This is a genomic window from Bilifractor porci, from assembly GCF_009696005.1.
Classification (GTDB): Bacteria; Bacillota; Clostridia; order Lachnospirales; family Lachnospiraceae; genus Bilifractor; species Bilifractor porci.
In genome coordinates this window covers 82,361-100,092 of the sequence record NZ_VUMV01000007.1, presented here as the reverse complement: position 1 = coordinate 100,092, position 17,732 = coordinate 82,361, and the positions used below count along the sequence as shown (strand labels likewise).

The 17,732-nt window shown below is 54.0% G+C and carries 14 protein-coding genes; 3 read left to right on the top strand and 11 right to left on the bottom strand.

Going from position 1 to position 17,732, the window contains the following annotated elements; translation table 11 throughout:
* Nucleotides 1-31: 31 nt before the first annotated feature.
* From mfd to FYJ60_RS09845, 11 genes are all read right to left on the bottom strand, one after another.
* Nucleotides 32-3,412, bottom strand: a complete 3,381-nt coding sequence (mfd, locus tag FYJ60_RS09895) for a transcription-repair coupling factor (protein WP_154458585.1) — start codon at nucleotides 3,410-3,412, stop codon at nucleotides 32-34.
* A gap of 49 nt (nucleotides 3,413-3,461) precedes the next feature.
* Complete coding sequence (gene pth / locus FYJ60_RS09890; RefSeq protein WP_154458521.1) at nucleotides 3,462-4,034, bottom strand: aminoacyl-tRNA hydrolase; 573 nt, start codon at nucleotides 4,032-4,034, stop codon at nucleotides 3,462-3,464.
* A gap of 11 nt (nucleotides 4,035-4,045) precedes the next feature.
* Nucleotides 4,046-5,002 carry a TIGR03943 family putative permease subunit gene (locus tag FYJ60_RS09885; RefSeq protein WP_154458520.1) on the bottom strand — a complete coding sequence of 319 codons (957 nt, stop codon included), beginning with the start codon at nucleotides 5,000-5,002 and terminating at the stop codon, nucleotides 4,046-4,048.
* Nucleotides 5,003-5,022: 20 nt separating this feature from the next.
* Nucleotides 5,023-6,087: a CobW family GTP-binding protein gene (locus tag FYJ60_RS09880; protein WP_154458519.1), complete on the bottom strand. Its 1,065-nt coding sequence runs from the start codon at nucleotides 6,085-6,087 to the stop codon at nucleotides 5,023-5,025.
* Nucleotides 6,088-6,165: 78 nt separating this feature from the next.
* Nucleotides 6,166-6,402, bottom strand: a complete 237-nt coding sequence (locus tag FYJ60_RS09875) for a polya polymerase (protein ID WP_154458518.1) — start codon at nucleotides 6,400-6,402, stop codon at nucleotides 6,166-6,168.
* Between the two features lie 117 nt (nucleotides 6,403-6,519).
* Nucleotides 6,520-7,020 (bottom strand): Cys-tRNA(Pro) deacylase, encoded by a 501-nt coding sequence (gene ybaK / locus FYJ60_RS09870; protein ID WP_154458517.1) that lies wholly within the window; start codon nucleotides 7,018-7,020, stop codon nucleotides 6,520-6,522.
* Between the two features lie 56 nt (nucleotides 7,021-7,076).
* Nucleotides 7,077-7,943, bottom strand: a complete 867-nt coding sequence (locus FYJ60_RS09865; protein ID WP_154458516.1) for a zinc ribbon domain-containing protein — start codon at nucleotides 7,941-7,943, stop codon at nucleotides 7,077-7,079.
* Between the two features lie 204 nt (nucleotides 7,944-8,147).
* A complete protein-coding gene (locus FYJ60_RS09860; protein ID WP_154458515.1) occupies nucleotides 8,148-9,176 on the bottom strand; it encodes a S1C family serine protease in 1,029 nt (342 codons plus the stop codon).
* A gap of 135 nt (nucleotides 9,177-9,311) precedes the next feature.
* Complete coding sequence (locus FYJ60_RS09855) at nucleotides 9,312-9,671, bottom strand: DUF1667 domain-containing protein (protein ID WP_154458514.1); 360 nt, start codon at nucleotides 9,669-9,671, stop codon at nucleotides 9,312-9,314.
* A 42-nt stretch (nucleotides 9,672-9,713) separates the two neighbouring features.
* Nucleotides 9,714-10,997 carry an NAD(P)/FAD-dependent oxidoreductase gene (locus FYJ60_RS09850; protein ID WP_235903387.1) on the bottom strand — a complete coding sequence of 428 codons (1,284 nt, stop codon included), beginning with the start codon at nucleotides 10,995-10,997 and terminating at the stop codon, nucleotides 9,714-9,716.
* A 13-nt stretch (nucleotides 10,998-11,010) separates the two neighbouring features.
* A complete protein-coding gene (locus tag FYJ60_RS09845) occupies nucleotides 11,011-12,450 on the bottom strand; it encodes an NAD(P)/FAD-dependent oxidoreductase (protein ID WP_154458513.1) in 1,440 nt (479 codons plus the stop codon).
* Nucleotides 12,451-12,649: 199 nt separating this feature from the next.
* Here FYJ60_RS09845 and FYJ60_RS09840 point away from each other — a divergent pair, with 199 nt between their 5' ends.
* From FYJ60_RS09840 to FYJ60_RS09830, 3 genes are all read left to right on the top strand, one after another.
* Nucleotides 12,650-14,098 carry a sensor histidine kinase gene (locus FYJ60_RS09840; RefSeq protein ID WP_235903386.1) on the top strand — a complete coding sequence of 483 codons (1,449 nt, stop codon included), beginning with the start codon at nucleotides 12,650-12,652 and terminating at the stop codon, nucleotides 14,096-14,098.
* A gap of 138 nt (nucleotides 14,099-14,236) precedes the next feature.
* Nucleotides 14,237-15,253 (top strand): GerMN domain-containing protein, encoded by a 1,017-nt coding sequence (locus FYJ60_RS09835; RefSeq protein WP_154458512.1) that lies wholly within the window; start codon nucleotides 14,237-14,239, stop codon nucleotides 15,251-15,253.
* A gap of 60 nt (nucleotides 15,254-15,313) precedes the next feature.
* A complete protein-coding gene (locus tag FYJ60_RS09830) occupies nucleotides 15,314-17,671 on the top strand; it encodes a ComEC/Rec2 family competence protein (RefSeq protein WP_154458511.1) in 2,358 nt (785 codons plus the stop codon).
* Nucleotides 17,672-17,732 lie beyond the last annotated feature (61 nt).

The following is a 17,732-nucleotide window of genomic DNA, read 5'->3' as shown; positions in this document are numbered from 1 at the left end:
CTGCCTCGCCGCGGTCACTCCACCATCTGCATTACTCCTGTTTTTCCACCGGTTCAGTCAGCTTCCCGCACAGTTCCTTCAGCTTTTTCAGGACTGTCTCCGGTTTTCTGTCGGCTCCCTTCGGCTTGTAGACCAGGTACGGCGGTTTCCCCATGTGGAAGAACAGGCAGTTCCTGTACTGCTCCGTCGCCATCAGCGCCGGAAAAACCGCAGGATCCAGCTTTGCCCGCTCAAAGAAGGTAATCCGGATTTCTTCCCCTGTCTGCCGGATCTCCGTGATCCAGGCGCGGTGGGCAGCCGCCTTCACCACCGAAACATCCATCAGGCTTCGGACGCTGAGGGGCGGCTCTCCGAAGCGGTCCAGAAGCTCATCCAGCATATCATCCGCCTCGTCCTGATTCTCAATTCCGGCGATCCGTTTGTACAGCTCCAGCTTCTGGCCTTCTTCCGGGATGTACGACGCGGGAATAAAGGCATTGATGGTCAGATCCACCGATGTCTCGAAATCCTCCCGGATCTCTTCTCCCTTAGCCTCCCGCACCGCTTCGCTGAGCATCTTGCAGTAAAGGTCATAGCCGACCGCCTCCATGTGTCCGTGCTGCTCTGCCCCGAGAAGATTTCCGGCTCCCCGGATTTCCAGATCGCGCATGGCTATGCGGACCCCGCTTCCAAGCTCCGTAAACTCACGGATGGCGTGAAGCCGCTTCTCCGCCTCTTCCTTCAGCATCTTGTTCTTCCGGTACATCAGGAACGCGTAAGCATTCCGGTTGGACCTCCCCACGCGTCCACGGAGCTGATAAAGCTGTGACAGTCCCATGCGGTCCGCGTCACAGATGATCAGGGTGTTGACATTGGAAATATCCATGCCGGTCTCAATGATCGTCGTGGATACCAGCACATCGATATCACCGTTGATAAAGTCATACATGATGCCCTCCAGCTCCTGCTCCTTCATCCGGCCGTGGGCAAAAGCCACATTGGCCTCCGGAACCAGGGCACGGATGCGGGCGGCCACCTCCGCGATATCATTGACACGGTTATAGACAAAATAGACCTGGCCGTCTCTGGCAAGCTCCCGGCTGATCGCCTCCCTCACCATTTCCTCATCGTACTCCATCACATAGGTCTGAACCGGCATCCGGTCCAGCGGCGGCTCCTCCAGAACGCTCATATCCCGGATTCCAATCAGGCTCATATGTAGTGTCCGTGGAATGGGGGTTGCCGACAGTGTCAGGACATCCACATTTTTTTTCATCTGCTTGATCCGTTCCTTATGCGTAACCCCGAAGCGCTGCTCCTCGTCGATAATCAGGAGTCCCAGATCCTTAAACACAATATCTTTGGAAAGAACACGATGCGTACCGATCAGAATATCCACCATGCCCTTTTTTACATCCGCAATCGTTTTTTTCTGCTGCGCGGCGGTCCGGAAGCGGCTGAGCATATCAATCCGGACAGGAAAATCCTTCATCCGCTGGACAAAGGTATTGTAATGCTGCTGGGCAAGAATCGTGGTCGGACACAGGAGCACGACCTGCTTGTTTTCCTGCACGGCCTTGAAGGCGGCCCGGATGGCTATTTCCGTTTTTCCGTAACCCACATCTCCGCAGATCAGCCGGTCCATGATTTTTCCGCTCTCCATGTCTCTTTTGGTGTCCTCAATGGCCGCCAGCTGATCGTCTGTCTCCTCAAACGGAAACATTTCTTCAAATTCCCTCTGCCACTCCGTGTCCGGACCGTACTGATATCCGGTCTCCCCCTGACGGGCAGCATAGAGCTTCACGAGATCCTCGGCGATATCCTTTACCGCGCCCTTTACCCTGCTGCGGGTTTTATCCCACTCCTTCCCGCCAAGCTTATTGACCCTGGGGCGGTGTCCTTCCGAACCGGAGTATTTCTGCAGAACCTCCAGGGAAGTCGCAGGAACATAGAGACTGCTTCCTCCGGAATATTCGATGCGGATATAGTCCTTGGCCACATGGTCTACTTCTACCCTCTCGATTCCCCGGTAGATTCCCAGCCCATGGCTTTCGTGGACCACATAATCCCCCACCGAGAGTTCCGAGAAGCTATGGATTTTTTCTCCGTTTCTGACGGTTTTCTTTCTCCGCTTCTTTTTCTGCTCCGCGCCGAAAATGTCCGTTTCTGTAATCAGGACAAACTTCTGCATGGGATATTCAAATCCCCGCCGGGCGTTCCCGTAGGTGACAAGAATCTCTCCGGGCTGGAGAATCCTGTCCGCATCCTCACTGTAGACGGCGTTCAGTTCCTCGCCTCGCAGATCCTCCACAAGCCTTTTTGCTCTTGTCCTGGAGGCGGAAAGCAGGACAGAGCGATAGCCGCTTTTCTTCCACTTTTTCAGATCCTTCACCAGCATGGGAAACTGGTTGTTATACGGGCTCAGCGACCGGGCCAGAACACTGTATTCTCCGGAAAGAACAGCGGTCCCCTGCCGGAGCTGCATCAGGCTCATGGCGGCCGTATGATGTCTCTCCCACACACTCTCCATGAGAGCCGGAGAGAGCATGCGGTCTGCGGCCTCCGGGGCAATTTTTCCCTCCTCAAGCCGGTGTTTCATGGCCTCCTGGTATTCCAGAAAAATGGCTTCGGCGCTCTCGGTTATTCTTGACGGTTCATCCAGAATCAGCAGGCCGTCATCCGGAAGATAATCCGGCAGGGAGTCCGTAAGGCTTTTATAAAAATCCGCGCGGGGCGGTTCTCCTTCCGCCTGTCCCGGTTCTTCCGAGGCCGGATAAAGGACAACGTCCTGCAGATTTTCGATGGAGCGCTGTGTTTCCGGATCAAAACTGCGTATCGAATCCACTTCATCCCCGAAAAATTCGATCCTCCAGGGGTTCTCCTCTGTAAGCGGGAAAACATCCAGAATGTCTCCCCGGACCGCAAACTGTCCGGCCGCGTCCACCTCGCCGAACCGCTCATAGCCGAGCTCTGCCAGCTTCCGGGTAAGCTCCGTCAGATCCAGTTCTTCCCCCGCCCGGATTCCCAGCCGCCTGTTTTTCAGCACGCGAACAGGCAGGAGATAGTCCATGCACCCCCCTGTACTGGTGACGATGATGGCATTCTCCTGCTCCGCAAGCGCCCGGAAAGCCCGCATTCTCTGACGGGTCAGCAGATTTCCGGATATATCCGCCTGAAAAAAAATCAAATCCCTGCGCGGACAGTAAAACACATTCCGGCTGTACAGCCTCATGTCCTCATACAGCTCCCTGGCTTTCCGCTCATTTTCCGCAACCAGAAGCGCTGTCCTTCCCTGCGCAAGCGCAGCCGCAAGATTCGCCTTCTGCGAATCCAGACAGCCATAGACCGAAACAATTCCCAGCTCTTTCTGCAGCTGCTTTTTCAGGTCATCAAATCCCGCCACAGCCTCCAGCGGCTGCAGCAGTGCTTTCATTGGCATAGTTTCGTGTTCCTTTTACCTTATAAAAACAGGCAGCTGTTTTTCAGCTGCCTCGCTGATTGTACAGATTCATGGCGCGGTCTGTCTCTCCTCCGACGATCATTTCCACCGCCTTCGCCGCATCCCGTACGCCTGCGTCCGCCAGCTCCCGGCTTTCTTTGTCAAAAGGAGCAAGAACGTAATCCGCCAGATCCCACTTCGGCGGTTTTGCGCCGATTCCTACGCGGACACGGACAAACCGGTCCGTGCCGAGACAGCTGATCACGCTTTTCATTCCGTTGTGGCTTCCGGCGCTCCCTTTTTCCCGGATCCGGATTCTTCCCGGTTCCAGATCAATATCGTCATAGACCACAACCAGCTGCGTTTCCGGATCCAGCTTATAGTAGCGGACAAATGCCTGTATGGCTTCCCCGCTCAGGTTCATGTAGGTCAGAGGCTTCAGAAGGATCACCTTTTCCGACCCGATCCTGCCCTTGCCGTACATTCCCTTCATAGAGATGCCGGAGGACGGGATATTCCAGGCATCTGCCAGCTCTGAGATTACATCGAACCCCATGTTATGTTTGGTTCCTTCATATTTTGTTCCCGGGTTGCCCAGGCCAGCTACCAGATACATGACTTCTCCTGTCAGTTAAAGTAAACCATCTCATCCTCCGGCGCTTTGGACGCCTGGATGCTCTTTGCGTAAAATACCGGTTCTTCTTCCCCGGCAAGCTCCACATATTCCCATTTTACACGGGCTGTCAGCTCAATCCAGCTGCCCTCCGTCAGCCTGCGGGCATTTTTGCTGTGGCAGATATAGCCGATGTACTGGACATCCTCCGCGCAGCAGGTCATTGCCGGCCTGGCCGGCATAAAAATGTCGGCATCCGTCCGGCTGCTCTTAAGCACCCTGGCGCGGAAACGCACCAGCTTTCCGTCGTAGCGTTCCGGATTGTCCCGCATATCCACATAAAAAATGCCGTAGTCGATGTCATCGATCACAATCGGATCCTGCGTAATGTCATACGGGACATCATCCTCGAAAATATCGACAGGCTCATTGTTTTCTCCGGCAAATTCCACGGAGCATCCCGGACTTACTACCTTGACGCTCCTCCGGAAATTTGCCAGCGGAAGATCGGCAGAACTGCGGTTAAACAGCACCATGTCCGCATTCCTGACCATCTCCACAAACAGAGATTTCATGTTGTTCATGTACACCTGGAAGGTGCTGGCGTCCACAATCACAATTTTCTGGACAATACCCCATCCGTCCGGAAGCCTCATGGCCTCCAGGGAAGCCACGCTCCAGAACGGATTATATTCCAGGATGACGCGGCCGGGATTGTGCTGCCGCTGGTACTGACGCAGAAGCTTTACATTAAACTGTTCCTGCTCTGTGGCGTTTTCCACCAGGGTATGATACTTCAGCAGGTCCTTCGCGTCATAGGTTTCCTCCCCCTCTTCCGTATTGATCAGCAGGGTCGGCTCCTCCAGCTGAAAATAATCCTGCCGGAGCGTAAAATTCAGAAAGGATGTCTTTCCGCTCTCCAGAAATCCGGTGATCAGATAAATGGGGACTTCAATTTCTTCCTCGTTCATTCCGTCTTCTCCTGTGAGGCTTACAGCCCGAAAAGCTTCTTCAGTCCGTCTTCTTTCAGATCCGATCCGATCACGCAGAGCCTTCCGGTATATTCCGGCTCTCCCTCGCGGACATCTGCCTCGCCGGGCACCATGTCAAAATAAATCCACTTTCCATCGGTGCCTTCCACCATTCCCTTTGCCCGGAGGATGGTGCCGTAGGAATTATCTGCGGAAAGCTTCTCCAGCGCGGACCGGATTTCCTCTCCGGTATATCTGCGGACCGTTTCCTGGCCCCAGCTTGTAAATACCTCATCCGCGTCGTGGTGATGATGGTGATGATGACCGCAGCCGCACTCCTCATGGCCGTCATGATCGTGGTGGTGCCCCTCTTCGTGCTCCTGATGCCCGTGGCAGTGATGCTCCTCTCCGTGGTCATGGTGCTCATGGTGATGATGCTCCTCTTCCTCGTCATCCTCATCCTCCACAAGCGTAAGGTCGATCTTGTTGCCCTCCATGGTGCGGAGGACTTTTTTCCCACCAAGCTCCTCCACCGGCGTGGTAATGACAGTGGCAGAAGGATTCAGTTCCCGAATGAGCTTCAGCGCTTCCTCCACCGTTTCCGGTTTTGCCTTCTCCGTATCCATACGGCTCAAGATAATGGTACCTGCCGCCTCAACCTGATTTTTGAAGAACTCGCCGAAGTTTTTCAGATACATCCTGCATTTTGTGACGTCTACGACGGTCGTCGCCGAGTTGAGTACCATACCCTCCCCGGTATTCCGCTCTACGGCACGGATGACATCCGACAGCTTTCCCACCCCGGAGGGCTCGATGATAATCCTGTCCGGATGATACTTTTCCGCAACCTCCTTCAGTGCTGTGCCGAAATCCCCGACCAGCGAGCAGCAGATGCATCCGGAGTTCATCTCCCGGATCTGTATTCCGGCATCCTTCAGGAATCCTCCGTCTATGCCGATCTCACCGAATTCATTCTCAATCAGAACCACCTGCTGTCCTTTCAGCGCGTCCATCAGCAGCTTCCGGATCAGCGTTGTTTTCCCCGCACCGAGGAATCCTGAAATTACATCTATTTTTATAGCCATAATGCTTTCCTTTCTTCCGCGCAAAAGAGACGAAGGTTTACGACCCTCGTCTCTGCAAAAACCAATCTTACGTTTTTTTCAGCCCTGAATCATAAACTTCATCAGCTTATCGATATCTTCCGGCTCGGACGCTACGATCTCCATCTCCGGAATCTCAGAATCCTTCGCGAAAATATTTGCCAGAGAAACATACTGGCTGAGCTTTGACTTGAGGTTCAGTCTGTCTCCCTCTCCGGTAACAAGCTCTACACGTCCCTTGCAGCTGTCAACAACCTTGAAAAATTCATCTACATTTTTAATATGTGTAAGTTTCATCGCTAAATCCTCCTGTGTTCTCTATCTATAGCAAATATCCGACTGCATGACTACGGCAGAATCGTAGCACAGTTTTTCCCATAAGTCCAGACAGAAAATGCTTCGCGACAGCGTCCTCTAGTCCTGCCGGGATTCCGGCGGCGGCATGGCGATCGCGCCGTATTTGCCGCGGCAGGCCTTCAGGACGTCTCCGGGGGCAAGGCAGAGCGTCAGCCCGATTCTTCCCCCGCTGATATAAATTCTGTCAAATTGTTCCGCCGAGCTGTCCAGAACCGTGGGAAACTGTTTTTTCATCCCAATCGGGCTGCAGCCTCCGCGCACATATCCGGTCAGGGCGGTGATGTCCTTCACATGGATAAGCTCCAGGGATTTTTCCCCTGTCTGCCGCGCGGCTTCCTTCAAATTGATCTCCATCGCAATCGGAACCACGCAGACATAGTGCTGGCCGCTTTTTCCCACACAGACCAGTGTTTTATAGGACTGTTCCACCGGCTGTCCGGTTTCCCTGGCGCAGTGCATCCCGTCTATAAAGTTATCACATTCATACTGCAGGACTTCATAAGGGATCTTCTGCCTGTCCAGCATGCGCATCGCGTTGGTTTTCGCTTCTTTCGCCATTTCTCCTGCCTGCCGTTTCATTTCTCATCACTGCGGAAAATCACGCCCGGTACGGTTCAATATCCGTAGACATCCACTTCATTGATACAGGTATCCTCGTAATCGGTTCCCTGATAAACACTGTCGATCACCATCTTCAGCGAAGAAGCCGGAACCTCTTCGGAGAATTCCACACAGAATTCCCTCTGCTCATCCGGGAAAGTGACGTCAAAGCTCTGGTCTCCCAGGATAAATGTCATTTTTTCCGGCCTGTTATTCCTTGTGTAATAATCAATCCCGTCGCCGGCGCTGTACCAGTTTCCGAGACGGAGAACCAGGAACTTTACCTTATATTCCCTGTCGAACTGATACGTGACATTTTCGCCCAGGCCGTCTCCGTCCACCCCTTCCTGCCAGCAGGAATACGTGCTTCCGTCCGTCATCACGTGCGGCGTGTTGTCAATCCCATCCTGCTGAATCGTCGAAGACGCGGAAGCAGAAGCCACGGTAACCTGGCTGAATCCCATCAGGCTCATTTCCGACTTCCGGTTATCATCCACCAGTTCCGCCTTAACATCCGCGGATCCCGTGCCGTTCTCCCCTGAAGAAGAGGAAACCGAGGAGAGCGCGCTTACGTCTTCGGTCGGTTCCGGCGTCGGTGTCTCCGAGACGACCGCCTCCTGCGTGGGTTCCGGCGTCGAGGTCATCGTGATTTTTACCTTGGAAGGAAGGCTGCCATCCTGCGATTCATTTCTTTTCAGCATGTCCGAAACCAGAAACATTGCCGCGATTCCGGCCGCAATAATAACAATGACCAGAATAATCCCGTAGGCGAGAATATTTTTTTCTTTCTTCTTTTCCCGCACTTTATCCAGGCGGCATCCGCAGTTTGAACACCTTCTCGCATCGTCCGGGTTATTTTCGCCGCAATAAGGACACCTCATATAATCCTCGACTTTCCTTTCCCCAAAAAAATGACTGCCGGCCGCGGTCTGTATAGCAGAGCGCAGCGCCAGCAGTCAGCTGTATTTCTCCTTATACTCCCGATGGGAGTATCATATCCTATTACTTTTCATCTGTAAAGTCCCGCCTTTTCCCGCACACAGCAGGTATTACGCCTGGTGCTCCCCTGCCGCCCCGCGGCAGAATCAGGTCTGCAGCTGGGCAGCGCTGCCGATGATGTTCTGCAGGATCGGGATGGCTTTTGCCATGGGGATGGCATATCCCATGTTATCAACCGTTGCCCCGCTGGAAGTGGACGAGCCCTTCGCCTCATTGATACCGATCAGTTCTCCGTTCATATTCAGGAGGGCTCCGCCGCTGTTCCCGGCGTTAATCGCCGCATCCGTCTGAATCAGGCCTGTGGAATTATACACATTCTGCCCGTCCGAAAGCTGCAAGTCCCGGTTCAGCGCACTGATATATCCGCTGGTTACAGACTGCCCGTAGCCCAGCGCGTTTCCGATGGCAACCACCTGGTCTCCCAGTGCCATCTGGTCGGAGTCACCGATTTTAATGACGCTGATCTGACTCTTCGTGCTGTCGCTGAGATCGGATTTGCTGACCGCTACCACTGCCAGATCGTTATCGGTATCGGTTCCTACGATCTGGCCGGAGGCAACCGATTCATCCGCAAAACCGACGGAAATCTGCGTAGCGCCCTCGATGACATGATTGTTTGTCGCAATGTAGATCGTATCATCGTTTTCCGCCACGATCACACCGGTTCCGGCTCCCTCCGCCTCATACTGCTGGGTTCCTCCGAAGAAGCTCTGCATCTCCTGAACGCTGAGTGTCGAAATCGTCACCAGGGAAGGCATGTCCTCCGCGGCGACCTCCGCAACCGTCTGTGTCCCGGTGCTTCCCGATGCCGTCTCACTGGCAAGCTCCGCGGTGGCGCTGTCCCCGTTAGTACCCGTAGCGGTTCCCGCCGCCAGGGAGGCCGTGGACTCTGTAGAAGTGCTGTTCCGCAGCTGCGCCGCGGCATTCACTCCATATGAGGTGGCTCCTGCCGCCAGCCCGAATACCAGGCCGCCGGACAGGATGCCAATCCATCTTTTCCTTGCCGACCTCCGGCGGGACGCCTGGCGTCTTTCCGCCGCCTTTCTTTTTTCCGCAAGCTCTTCTTCCCTGTTTATCTCATAATTTTCTCTGAAATCGTATGTCATATCTGTCATTCCTTTCTTTCTGTTTCATGAAACGCGCCGCTGTTTCCGGTGCCGCTTTCTGATTATCAGAATAAAAAAGGAATGTGTTTGATTTCCGATGAATCTGTGCGGTTTTTGTGTTCCAAATAAGTGGAATCTGTGAACTCAGGCAGACTTTGTCGCGATAACATCGACCCCTGTGCCGCAGACATCATGCAGGATGACATCGCCGATCTTTACCGGCGAAACGGCCGTTACATTTTTCAGCGCCCTGACGCAGTCGAAAATATCGGCCTTCGGAATATCCTGCGCCGTCTTTACGGAAATGACCGGCACCTCCGGATTACCCGTTACCCGCACCGTTGAAGTCACGATCCTGGTCGGGTTTGTCACTTCCTTCTGCGCATAGATCTTTCCTCTTTTGCAGGTATATCCCTGGATATCCTTAACTTCCTTCCCGTCCATTTCCACCGTAATCTGGCAGCCCATGGGGCAGCCGATGCATGTCAGCTCTCTTTTTTCCATGCTGTTCTCCATTCCGCGTGCCGTCCGGCACCGCTTCTATCTTCAGTCTTTTTCCAGACAGATCCGAATCTGTCTCAGATCCGGCACATTCTTCAACTTTTCCCTGTCCAAAATCACCTGTTCCATCTCGCCCGGAGCAAGTATCTGCCGTTTCCGGTGAAGAATTCTCTCATCATTCAGATAGACGGCAATATAATGATCCCGGTAGACATTCCCGACCCGGAACCTCACGGTCAGTTTGTCGTCCATGTAATCCGGACGGACGCAGACAGGAACCGTATACCGCACGCCGTCTGTGGCCAGAACCGGAACCGCCCCTGTTTCCTTCCGGCTTCCCGGACGACCCATGGCACGTACATACTTTACGGCGTTTCTCCCCGCGTTTTCCGCCTCCTCAGACACAAAATCCACAAGATCATGAACATGGAGGACGTTTCCGCAGGCAAAGACTCCCTCTACATTGGTCTCCAGGCTCTCGTTGACCATCGGCCCTTTCGTGACCGGATTCATCTCTACCCCCATCTGGGCGGAGAGCTCATTCTCCGGAATCAGCCCGCAGGAGAGGAGAAGCGTATCGCAGGTATAATCCTCCTCGGTTCCCGGTACCGGTTTTCCGTGGGAATCTACCTGAGCGATCGTCACGCCTTCCACCCGCTCCTTTCCTCTGATGTCCACAACCGTATGGCTCAGCTTCAGCGGGATATTAAAATCATTCAGACACTGCACAATATTCCGCTTCAGTCCGCCGGAATAAGGCATCAGCTCTGCCACAACCTTAACCTTCGCGCCTTCCAGCGTCATCCTCCTGGCCATAATCAGCCCGATGTCCCCCGAACCGAGGATGACGATCTCACGTCCGGGCAGATAGCCTTCGATATTCACCAGTCTCTGGGCGGTTCCCGCCGTAAAGATTCCTGCCGGACGGTACCCCGGAATATTCAGGGCTCCTCTCGGACGCTCCCGGCAGCCCATGGCCAGAATGACGGCCTTTGCCTGCACCTGAAACATACCGTCCTCCCGGTTCATGGCAGTGACAACCTTATCCCTGCTGATGCTTAAAACCATCGTGTTCAATTTATAGTCGATCTTTCTCTCCGCAGCCATATCGATAAAACGCTGGGCATACTCCGGTCCGGTCAGTTCCTCCTCGAAGGTGTGAAGCCCGAACCCGTTATGAATACACTGATTCAGGATTCCTCCCAGTCTGCTGTCTCTTTCAAGAACCAGAATGCTGTCTTCCCCCGCATCTCTCGCGGCTACCGCGGCAGCCAGACCGGCAGGGCCTCCGCCGATGATTACAATATCCGCCTGCATACATTCGCTCATCACATACCCCTCCTTACAGTCTGTCCTTATCCGTCCCGACGATCAGTCCGGAAGCACCGCCGCTTTTTGTCACCTGGTCCATCGTCAGTCCCGGAACTTCTCTCGCCAGAATTTCCATGACTTTCGGGGAGCAGAATCCTGCCTGGCAGCGCCCCATTCCTGCCCGCACTCTCCGTTTTACACCATCCAGGGATTTTGCTCCAAGGGGACGGTGAATGGCATCCAGAATCTCTCCCTCAGAGATGCTCTCGCAGCGGCAGATAATCGTTCCATACTCCGGATGCTTCCGGATCAACTCGTTCCTCTCCTCTATACTCAGCCTGGACGGATTCAGAATTCCCTTTCTTGTGCCGCAGAATTCCGGATTTTCTTCCAGGTGCAGAATATCCTGAATAATAGAAGCCGCACGCTTCCCGATCGCGGGGCTTGCCGTAAGGCCCGGAGATTCTATGCCCGCGCAGTCCACAAATCCGGGGGCATCTCCCGCCTCACGCACGATAAATTCATGGCGGTCCTCATGCGCTCGAAGTCCGGCAAAGGACGTAATAACCGAACGGAGTGGCACATTTTTCACGGAACCGGACGCTTTTGCGGCAACTTCCGCCAGACCGGAAGCCGTGGTATTGACCCCCTCCCTGTTCTCGATGTCCACTGCCGTCGGGCCGACCAGCAGGTTTCCGTGAACCGTAGGTGTGACCAGGACTCCCTTTCCCATTTTTGTCGGAAGGGAAAAGATCGTGTGGGAAACATGCTTTCCGGCGCTTTTATCCAGCAGGTAATACTCTCCCTTTCTGGGCGTGATGTGGATTTTTTCCCTGCTGACCATCCCGTGGATGACATCCGCGTAGACGCCCGCGGCATTTACCACCGTCCTGGCGGAAACATCCCCGTTATTTGTGTGGATGCAGAATCCCTTCCCCGTTTTCTCGATTCCGTTCACCTTCGTATTAAAACGGAACTCAACCCCGTTGACCGCGGCATTTTCCGCCATGGCGATATTCAAAAGGAAGGGACACACAATTCCGCCGGTCGGGGCATAGAGCGCGGCCACCGCATCATCCGAAACGTTAGGCTCCATCTCCCTCAGTTCCTCTCTCTCCACAATCCTGAGATCCGGAACGCCATTGGCCCTGCCCCTCTCCAGAAGTTCCTGCAGTTTTCCCCTGTCGCGCTCATCTGTGCAGATCACCAGAGAACCGATCCTCTGAAACGGGAAATCCAGTTCTTCCGACAGTTCCCCCATCATACGGTTTCCTTCCACGTTCAGCTCTGCCATCAGCGATCCTTCCGGCGCGTCAAAACCTGCGTGAACAATGGCACTGTTCGCCTTGGAAGTGCCGCAGCATACATCCTCTTCTTTTTCCAGAACACAGAAATTTCCTCTGAAACGGGAAATCTCCCGTGCTGCCGCGCTGCCGGAAACACCGGCGCCGATGATTACCACATCATACATCCCTTCCACACTCCTTCTGAAAACGGACAAGAAAAGAAGCACAGCAAAATACAGATTTTTCTTCTCCCCGAAAGGAAAAGCAAACCTGCATCCATGCTGTGCTCTCTGTCTCTGCTGCATAGAAATTTTTTCTGTTGCCTTAACAGTAAATCAGCTTCCTGAAATTGTCAATTCTTTTTGCCGGTGTTATAGTAAGTTTATGGCTGAACAAATGAAACGTCACGGCAAATTTACATTCTTCCGGAGCATTCGCTTCCGTATCATGATCCTTCTGTTTGTAGTGGGCATCGTCTCCGCGCTTGTCGTGGAAATTGTCGTTGTGCAGAGCTACGAAACCAGGGCGATCAACCAGCGGAGTGTCATTGTACGCAATCAGTGCGACCTTCTGGTTGACCAGCTGGTCAAAAGAAATTATCTGGAGAACACCGGGGACGAGGTCATCAACGGTGCTTTTAACATGCTCACCAGCATCTACGGCGGACGCATTCTTGTCATGAACGGCGACAGCAGGGTCATCATGGATTCCTATAACCTGGACACCGGCAAATACTCTCTTTCTCCGGAAGTAATCGACTGTCTGCGCGGGAAAGAGACCAGCCAGTACGACGAAAAGAACCAGTATCTGGAGATGACGGTCCGCATCCGGGACACGGCCTCCAGTGACCAGAAGGTTCTGGGCGTGCTGCTGGTCAGCGTCTCCACCGCGGAGATTCACGCCAGCAGAGGCATTCTGGAAGCCCGAGGTTCCCTGATTCTCGGTGTTACCATCGTACTGGTGCTGATCTTCGGGCTCTGGATGTCCGGCGTCCTGGTCCGTCCCTTCCAGAAAATTACAGACGGGATTGAAGGTGTTTCCGACGGGTTCGAGAATGAATCCATCCATGTAGACGACTACGCCGAAACAGAACTGATCTCCGACGCCTTCAACCGGATGCTGACCCGTGTAAAGGCTGTGGATGACTCCCGCGAGGAGTTTGTGTCCAATGTCTCCCACGAGCTGAAAACTCCGCTGGCCTCCATGAAAGTACTCGCGGATTCCCTAAACATGAATCCGGACGCGCCGAAAGAGATGTATCAGGAATTCATGCAGGATATCTCGGAAGAGATTGACCGGGAGAACAGCATCATCTCCGATCTTCTTTCCCTGGTGAAAATGGACCGGAAAGCCTCGGATATTCATATGGAAGAAACCAATATCAACGAGCTGCTGGAAAAAATCATGAAGCGCCTTCGTCCGATCGCGGAAAAGCAGCATGTGCAGCTGATTCTGGACAGCTTCCGCCCCGTAACCGCGGAGGTAGACGAGACCAAACTGACCCTGGCCTTCTCCAATATTATCGAGAACGCGATCAAATACAATAAGCCTGATGGCGGATGGGTGCGCACCTCCATGAACGCGGACCGGAAATATTTCTATGTAACGATTTCAGACTCCGGGATCGGAATTCCGGAGGATTCCATCGACCACATTTTTGAGCGTTTCTACCGTGTAGACAAGAGCCACTCCAGAGAAATCGGGGGAACAGGGCTCGGCCTGGCGATTACCAAGAGAGCCATCGTTCTTCACCGGGGCGCAATCCGCGTGACCAGCAAGGCCGGAGAAGGCACAACCTTCTCCATCCGGATTCCTCTTGTTTATGTGGCCTGACACTGCTGTCACCGTTTTATCAGAAGAATCTCTATTTGCTCATGTTCGAGCGGGCCGCAGGGTTATTCCCCGATTCCTGCAGGCAGGATCGGTTTATGACTTATTGGCCCTGCATCAACAGATAACACAGGTAAATCCATGAAAAATAAGACACATGAAAACAGAATAGACATCCGGCTCCTGCCTGCGGCAGTCCTGGTTTTGCTTGTCTCGGTCTTTCTGCTGTCCGGCTGCGGCAGCCAGAGGGATAAAATCCAGCCCGAAGGCATCAGCTATTCCCTGTATTTTCTGAACAGCAGCATGGACGGCCTGGAGCCCCGTCCGTACACACCGGATGTGTCCGATGCAGATACCGACGGGCTGATTCTGGAATTTATGGCCCAGATCAAACAGGCACCCCCGGAAAAGGATCTGAACCAGCTGCTGCCCGACGACTGCAAAATTCTGGATTATTCCCTGGATAACGGGGCGCTGACCCTGAACTGCAACAGCGCCTACTCTTCCATGGAATCCTCCAGGGAGCTCCTTACCCGCGCCGGAATTGTGCGGACCTTTCTTCAAATAGACGGGATTGACTGCGTGCAGATTACGATTGAGGGAAACTCCCTGAAAAACGCCTCCGGTTCCGAAGTCGGCTTTATGACCAACAACAGCTTTGTGGAAAACGCGGGAAAAACCATAAACTCCTATAAAAGCGTCACCATGACCCTGTATTTTGCCGATGAGACCGGAACGATGCTGAAGCAGGAAACCCGCACGGTCTACTACAGTACGAACGAGCCACTGGAAAGAGCAGTGATCGAGGAGCTGATCAAAGGACCGGAGCAGGACGGCGAATATGCTGTACTGCCTGCGACAACCGACATACTGAGTGTATTGACGCAGGATGACGTGTGTTATGTAAACTTTGATTCCAGCGTCAACAACTCTGTCCTGAATCTTCGGGCAGAACTGCCGTTTTACGCCATCGTCAACTCCCTGGCCGATACCTGTGAAACCAGAAAAGTCCAGTTCACCATAGACGGAAAAAGCGATATTCTTTACCGTGACGCTGTTGACCTGAGCGAGCCCTTCAGCCGAAACGCGGATCTGATAGAAACCGGTTCTGACGATTCCGTTTCCGTGTCCGGACAGAGCATTGCTTCCGGATCCTGAATCCTGTCCCTTCTTCGTATGAGTCTGTCCGCCCCCAATTCTCTGTAAAGGAAAAATTTTATGAGAAAACGCCCTCTGTGCGGTTTCTGTCTTTTGCTTGTTCTCCTGATCTGCCTGTGCCGGGCGGCAGGCATTCCGATCTTTGGAAGGCCCCGCTTTCCGTCCGGATGGTCCTCCCGGCTGGAAAGCGGTATGAACGTCCGGGTAACCGGCACCGTGGCCGGCCGGCAGCTGAAGCAGAAATCCATCCAGTACATCCTGAAAAACAATTCCGTACTCTCCGGGAACCGGTCGGTTCCTGTCTCGAAAATTCTTCTCACCTCCACCAGTAAAGACAAACTTCCTGTCGGCACACGGCTGACGGTTTACGGAAAGCTGGCTTTTACGGAAAGTCCCGGAAATCCGGGGCAGTTTGACAGCCGCAGCTTTTACGCATGCCAGAAAATTTACCTGACGCTGTGGGAATATGACCGGCGCATTGTGTCCGAGGGCAGCGGACTGCAGGAGTATTTTACCGGACTCAGGGAAAAGACCGTCCGGCGGCAGTCCGAGATCATGTCTCCGGAGAGCGCGTCCATCCTTTCCTCCATGCTTCTGGGCGACCGATCCCTGCTGGACGAAAACACCCGCCTGGATTTCCAGCTGAGCGGTGTGATCCATATTCTCTGCATCTCCGGTCTCCATATCACACTTCTTGGCATGGCGGCATACCGTCTCTGCCTCTTTCTCCTGTCCCGGATGCGTCCCCGATACGCCCGCCGGCTGTCCGCCGCCCTCGCCGGCGCCCTGATCCTCTGGTACGGAATGTTTACCGGAGCCTCCGTCTCTACACTCCGCGCCCTTCTGATGTTTGCCGTCTATCTGGGCGCCATTCTTCTGAAGCGTTCCTATGACACTCTGAGTTCCCTCTCTCTTGCGGCCATTCTCCTGCTGGTTTCCAACCCCGGTTATCTGTTTTACGCCGGCTTCCTGCTTTCCTTCGCCGCCGTTCTCGGATCCGCTGTCCTGCAGCCGCTGCTTATCCGGCATCTGAAACCGGTTATCCGGAAACTCTCCGGCAGAAAAAGATTCCACCCGTTCTCTGTCCTCTCCTATCTGCTCAGGCAGACTGTATCCTGGCTTTCCATTACTCTGCTTATGCTTCCTCTCTCCGCCTGGTTTTTCTACGAAATCCCGCTTCTTAGCCTTCCTGCCAACCTGCTCCTTCTCCCCTTTGTCTCTCTCATTCTGGAAGGAGGCATCATCGGAACGGTTATCGGCATGATCTCCCGGCCTGCCGGTGCTGCCGTCCTTCTCCCGGTTAATCTCTGTCTCCGCCTGTTTTCTCTGCTCACCAGGTACATCCGCCGCCTGCCTGGAGCCGCCCTGATCTGCGGCCAGCCCACAGTCCCGCAGATTCTGCTGTATTATCTTCTGCTGCTTTGCTTCTGTCTCTGCATTTGTGACCGGAAGACGGGTTTTCTTCTTCCTGTCAAAATCCACAAGAAAGCCTCTCACTCCAAACCCGGGTCTGCGGCTCTCATTCGGCATCTCAGGATCTCTTTGCTGCCCCTGTTAGCCGCCTGCGTTTTGTTTCTGCGGCCGCAGGTTCCCTTTTCCCTTACCATGCTTGATGTCGGACAGGGAGATGCCCTGGTGCTCCGCCAGGGTTACGGCTCTGTTTTTCTCTGCGACGGAGGAAGCAGCGACGTAAAGAATGTGGGAACCCGCCGGATACTTCCCTATCTGAAACAGCAGGGAATCCGGCGTATCGACTGTGTTTTCCTCAGCCACGGGGATGACGATCATATCGGCGGAGTCGAAGAGCTCCTGGAAAGCATCGCGGAAAAAAAGACCTCACTGCGCATCCGGGCTGTTTCCATGCCCTTCTGGATGAAAGACGACACAGCCGGAAAGCGGCTCTGCCGCCTTGCCGCATCCGCAGGCACAAAAGTCATCTGGGGCATCGCCGGAGACCAGCTTGTCTCCGCCTCTCCTGTCTTTCCCAAAAACAGGCTCTCCATAGAAATCCTCCACCCTTTTCCGGAGAGCGGCGCGCAGGCAGGAAACGCCGGATCGATGGTGCTGTCTGTTACCTACGGGGATTTTTCGGCGCTTCTGACCGGGGATCTGGAAGCAGAAGGAGAAGAGGAAATTCTTCCGGTTCTGTCTCACTATGACTACCTGAAGGCGGCACACCACGGCTCCCGCTATTCCACCTCCCGCAAATTTCTATCTGCAGTCTCCCCTTCCGTTGTCACTGTCTCCGCGCCGGAAAAAAGCAGATACGGCCATCCGCACAGGGAGACACTGGACAGAATCCGCCGGGAGGGCGCGGACTGTTTTATCACGAAGGACTGCGGTGCCATCACCGCACGGACAGACGGAAAAAAGCTGCAAATCCTGACTTTCCGAAATGGCTCTGGAAAAAAAGAGTAAGAACAGCTATCATTAAAAGATAATATCAAGAGATACAATCGTTTGCTGCTGCCGGTATTAT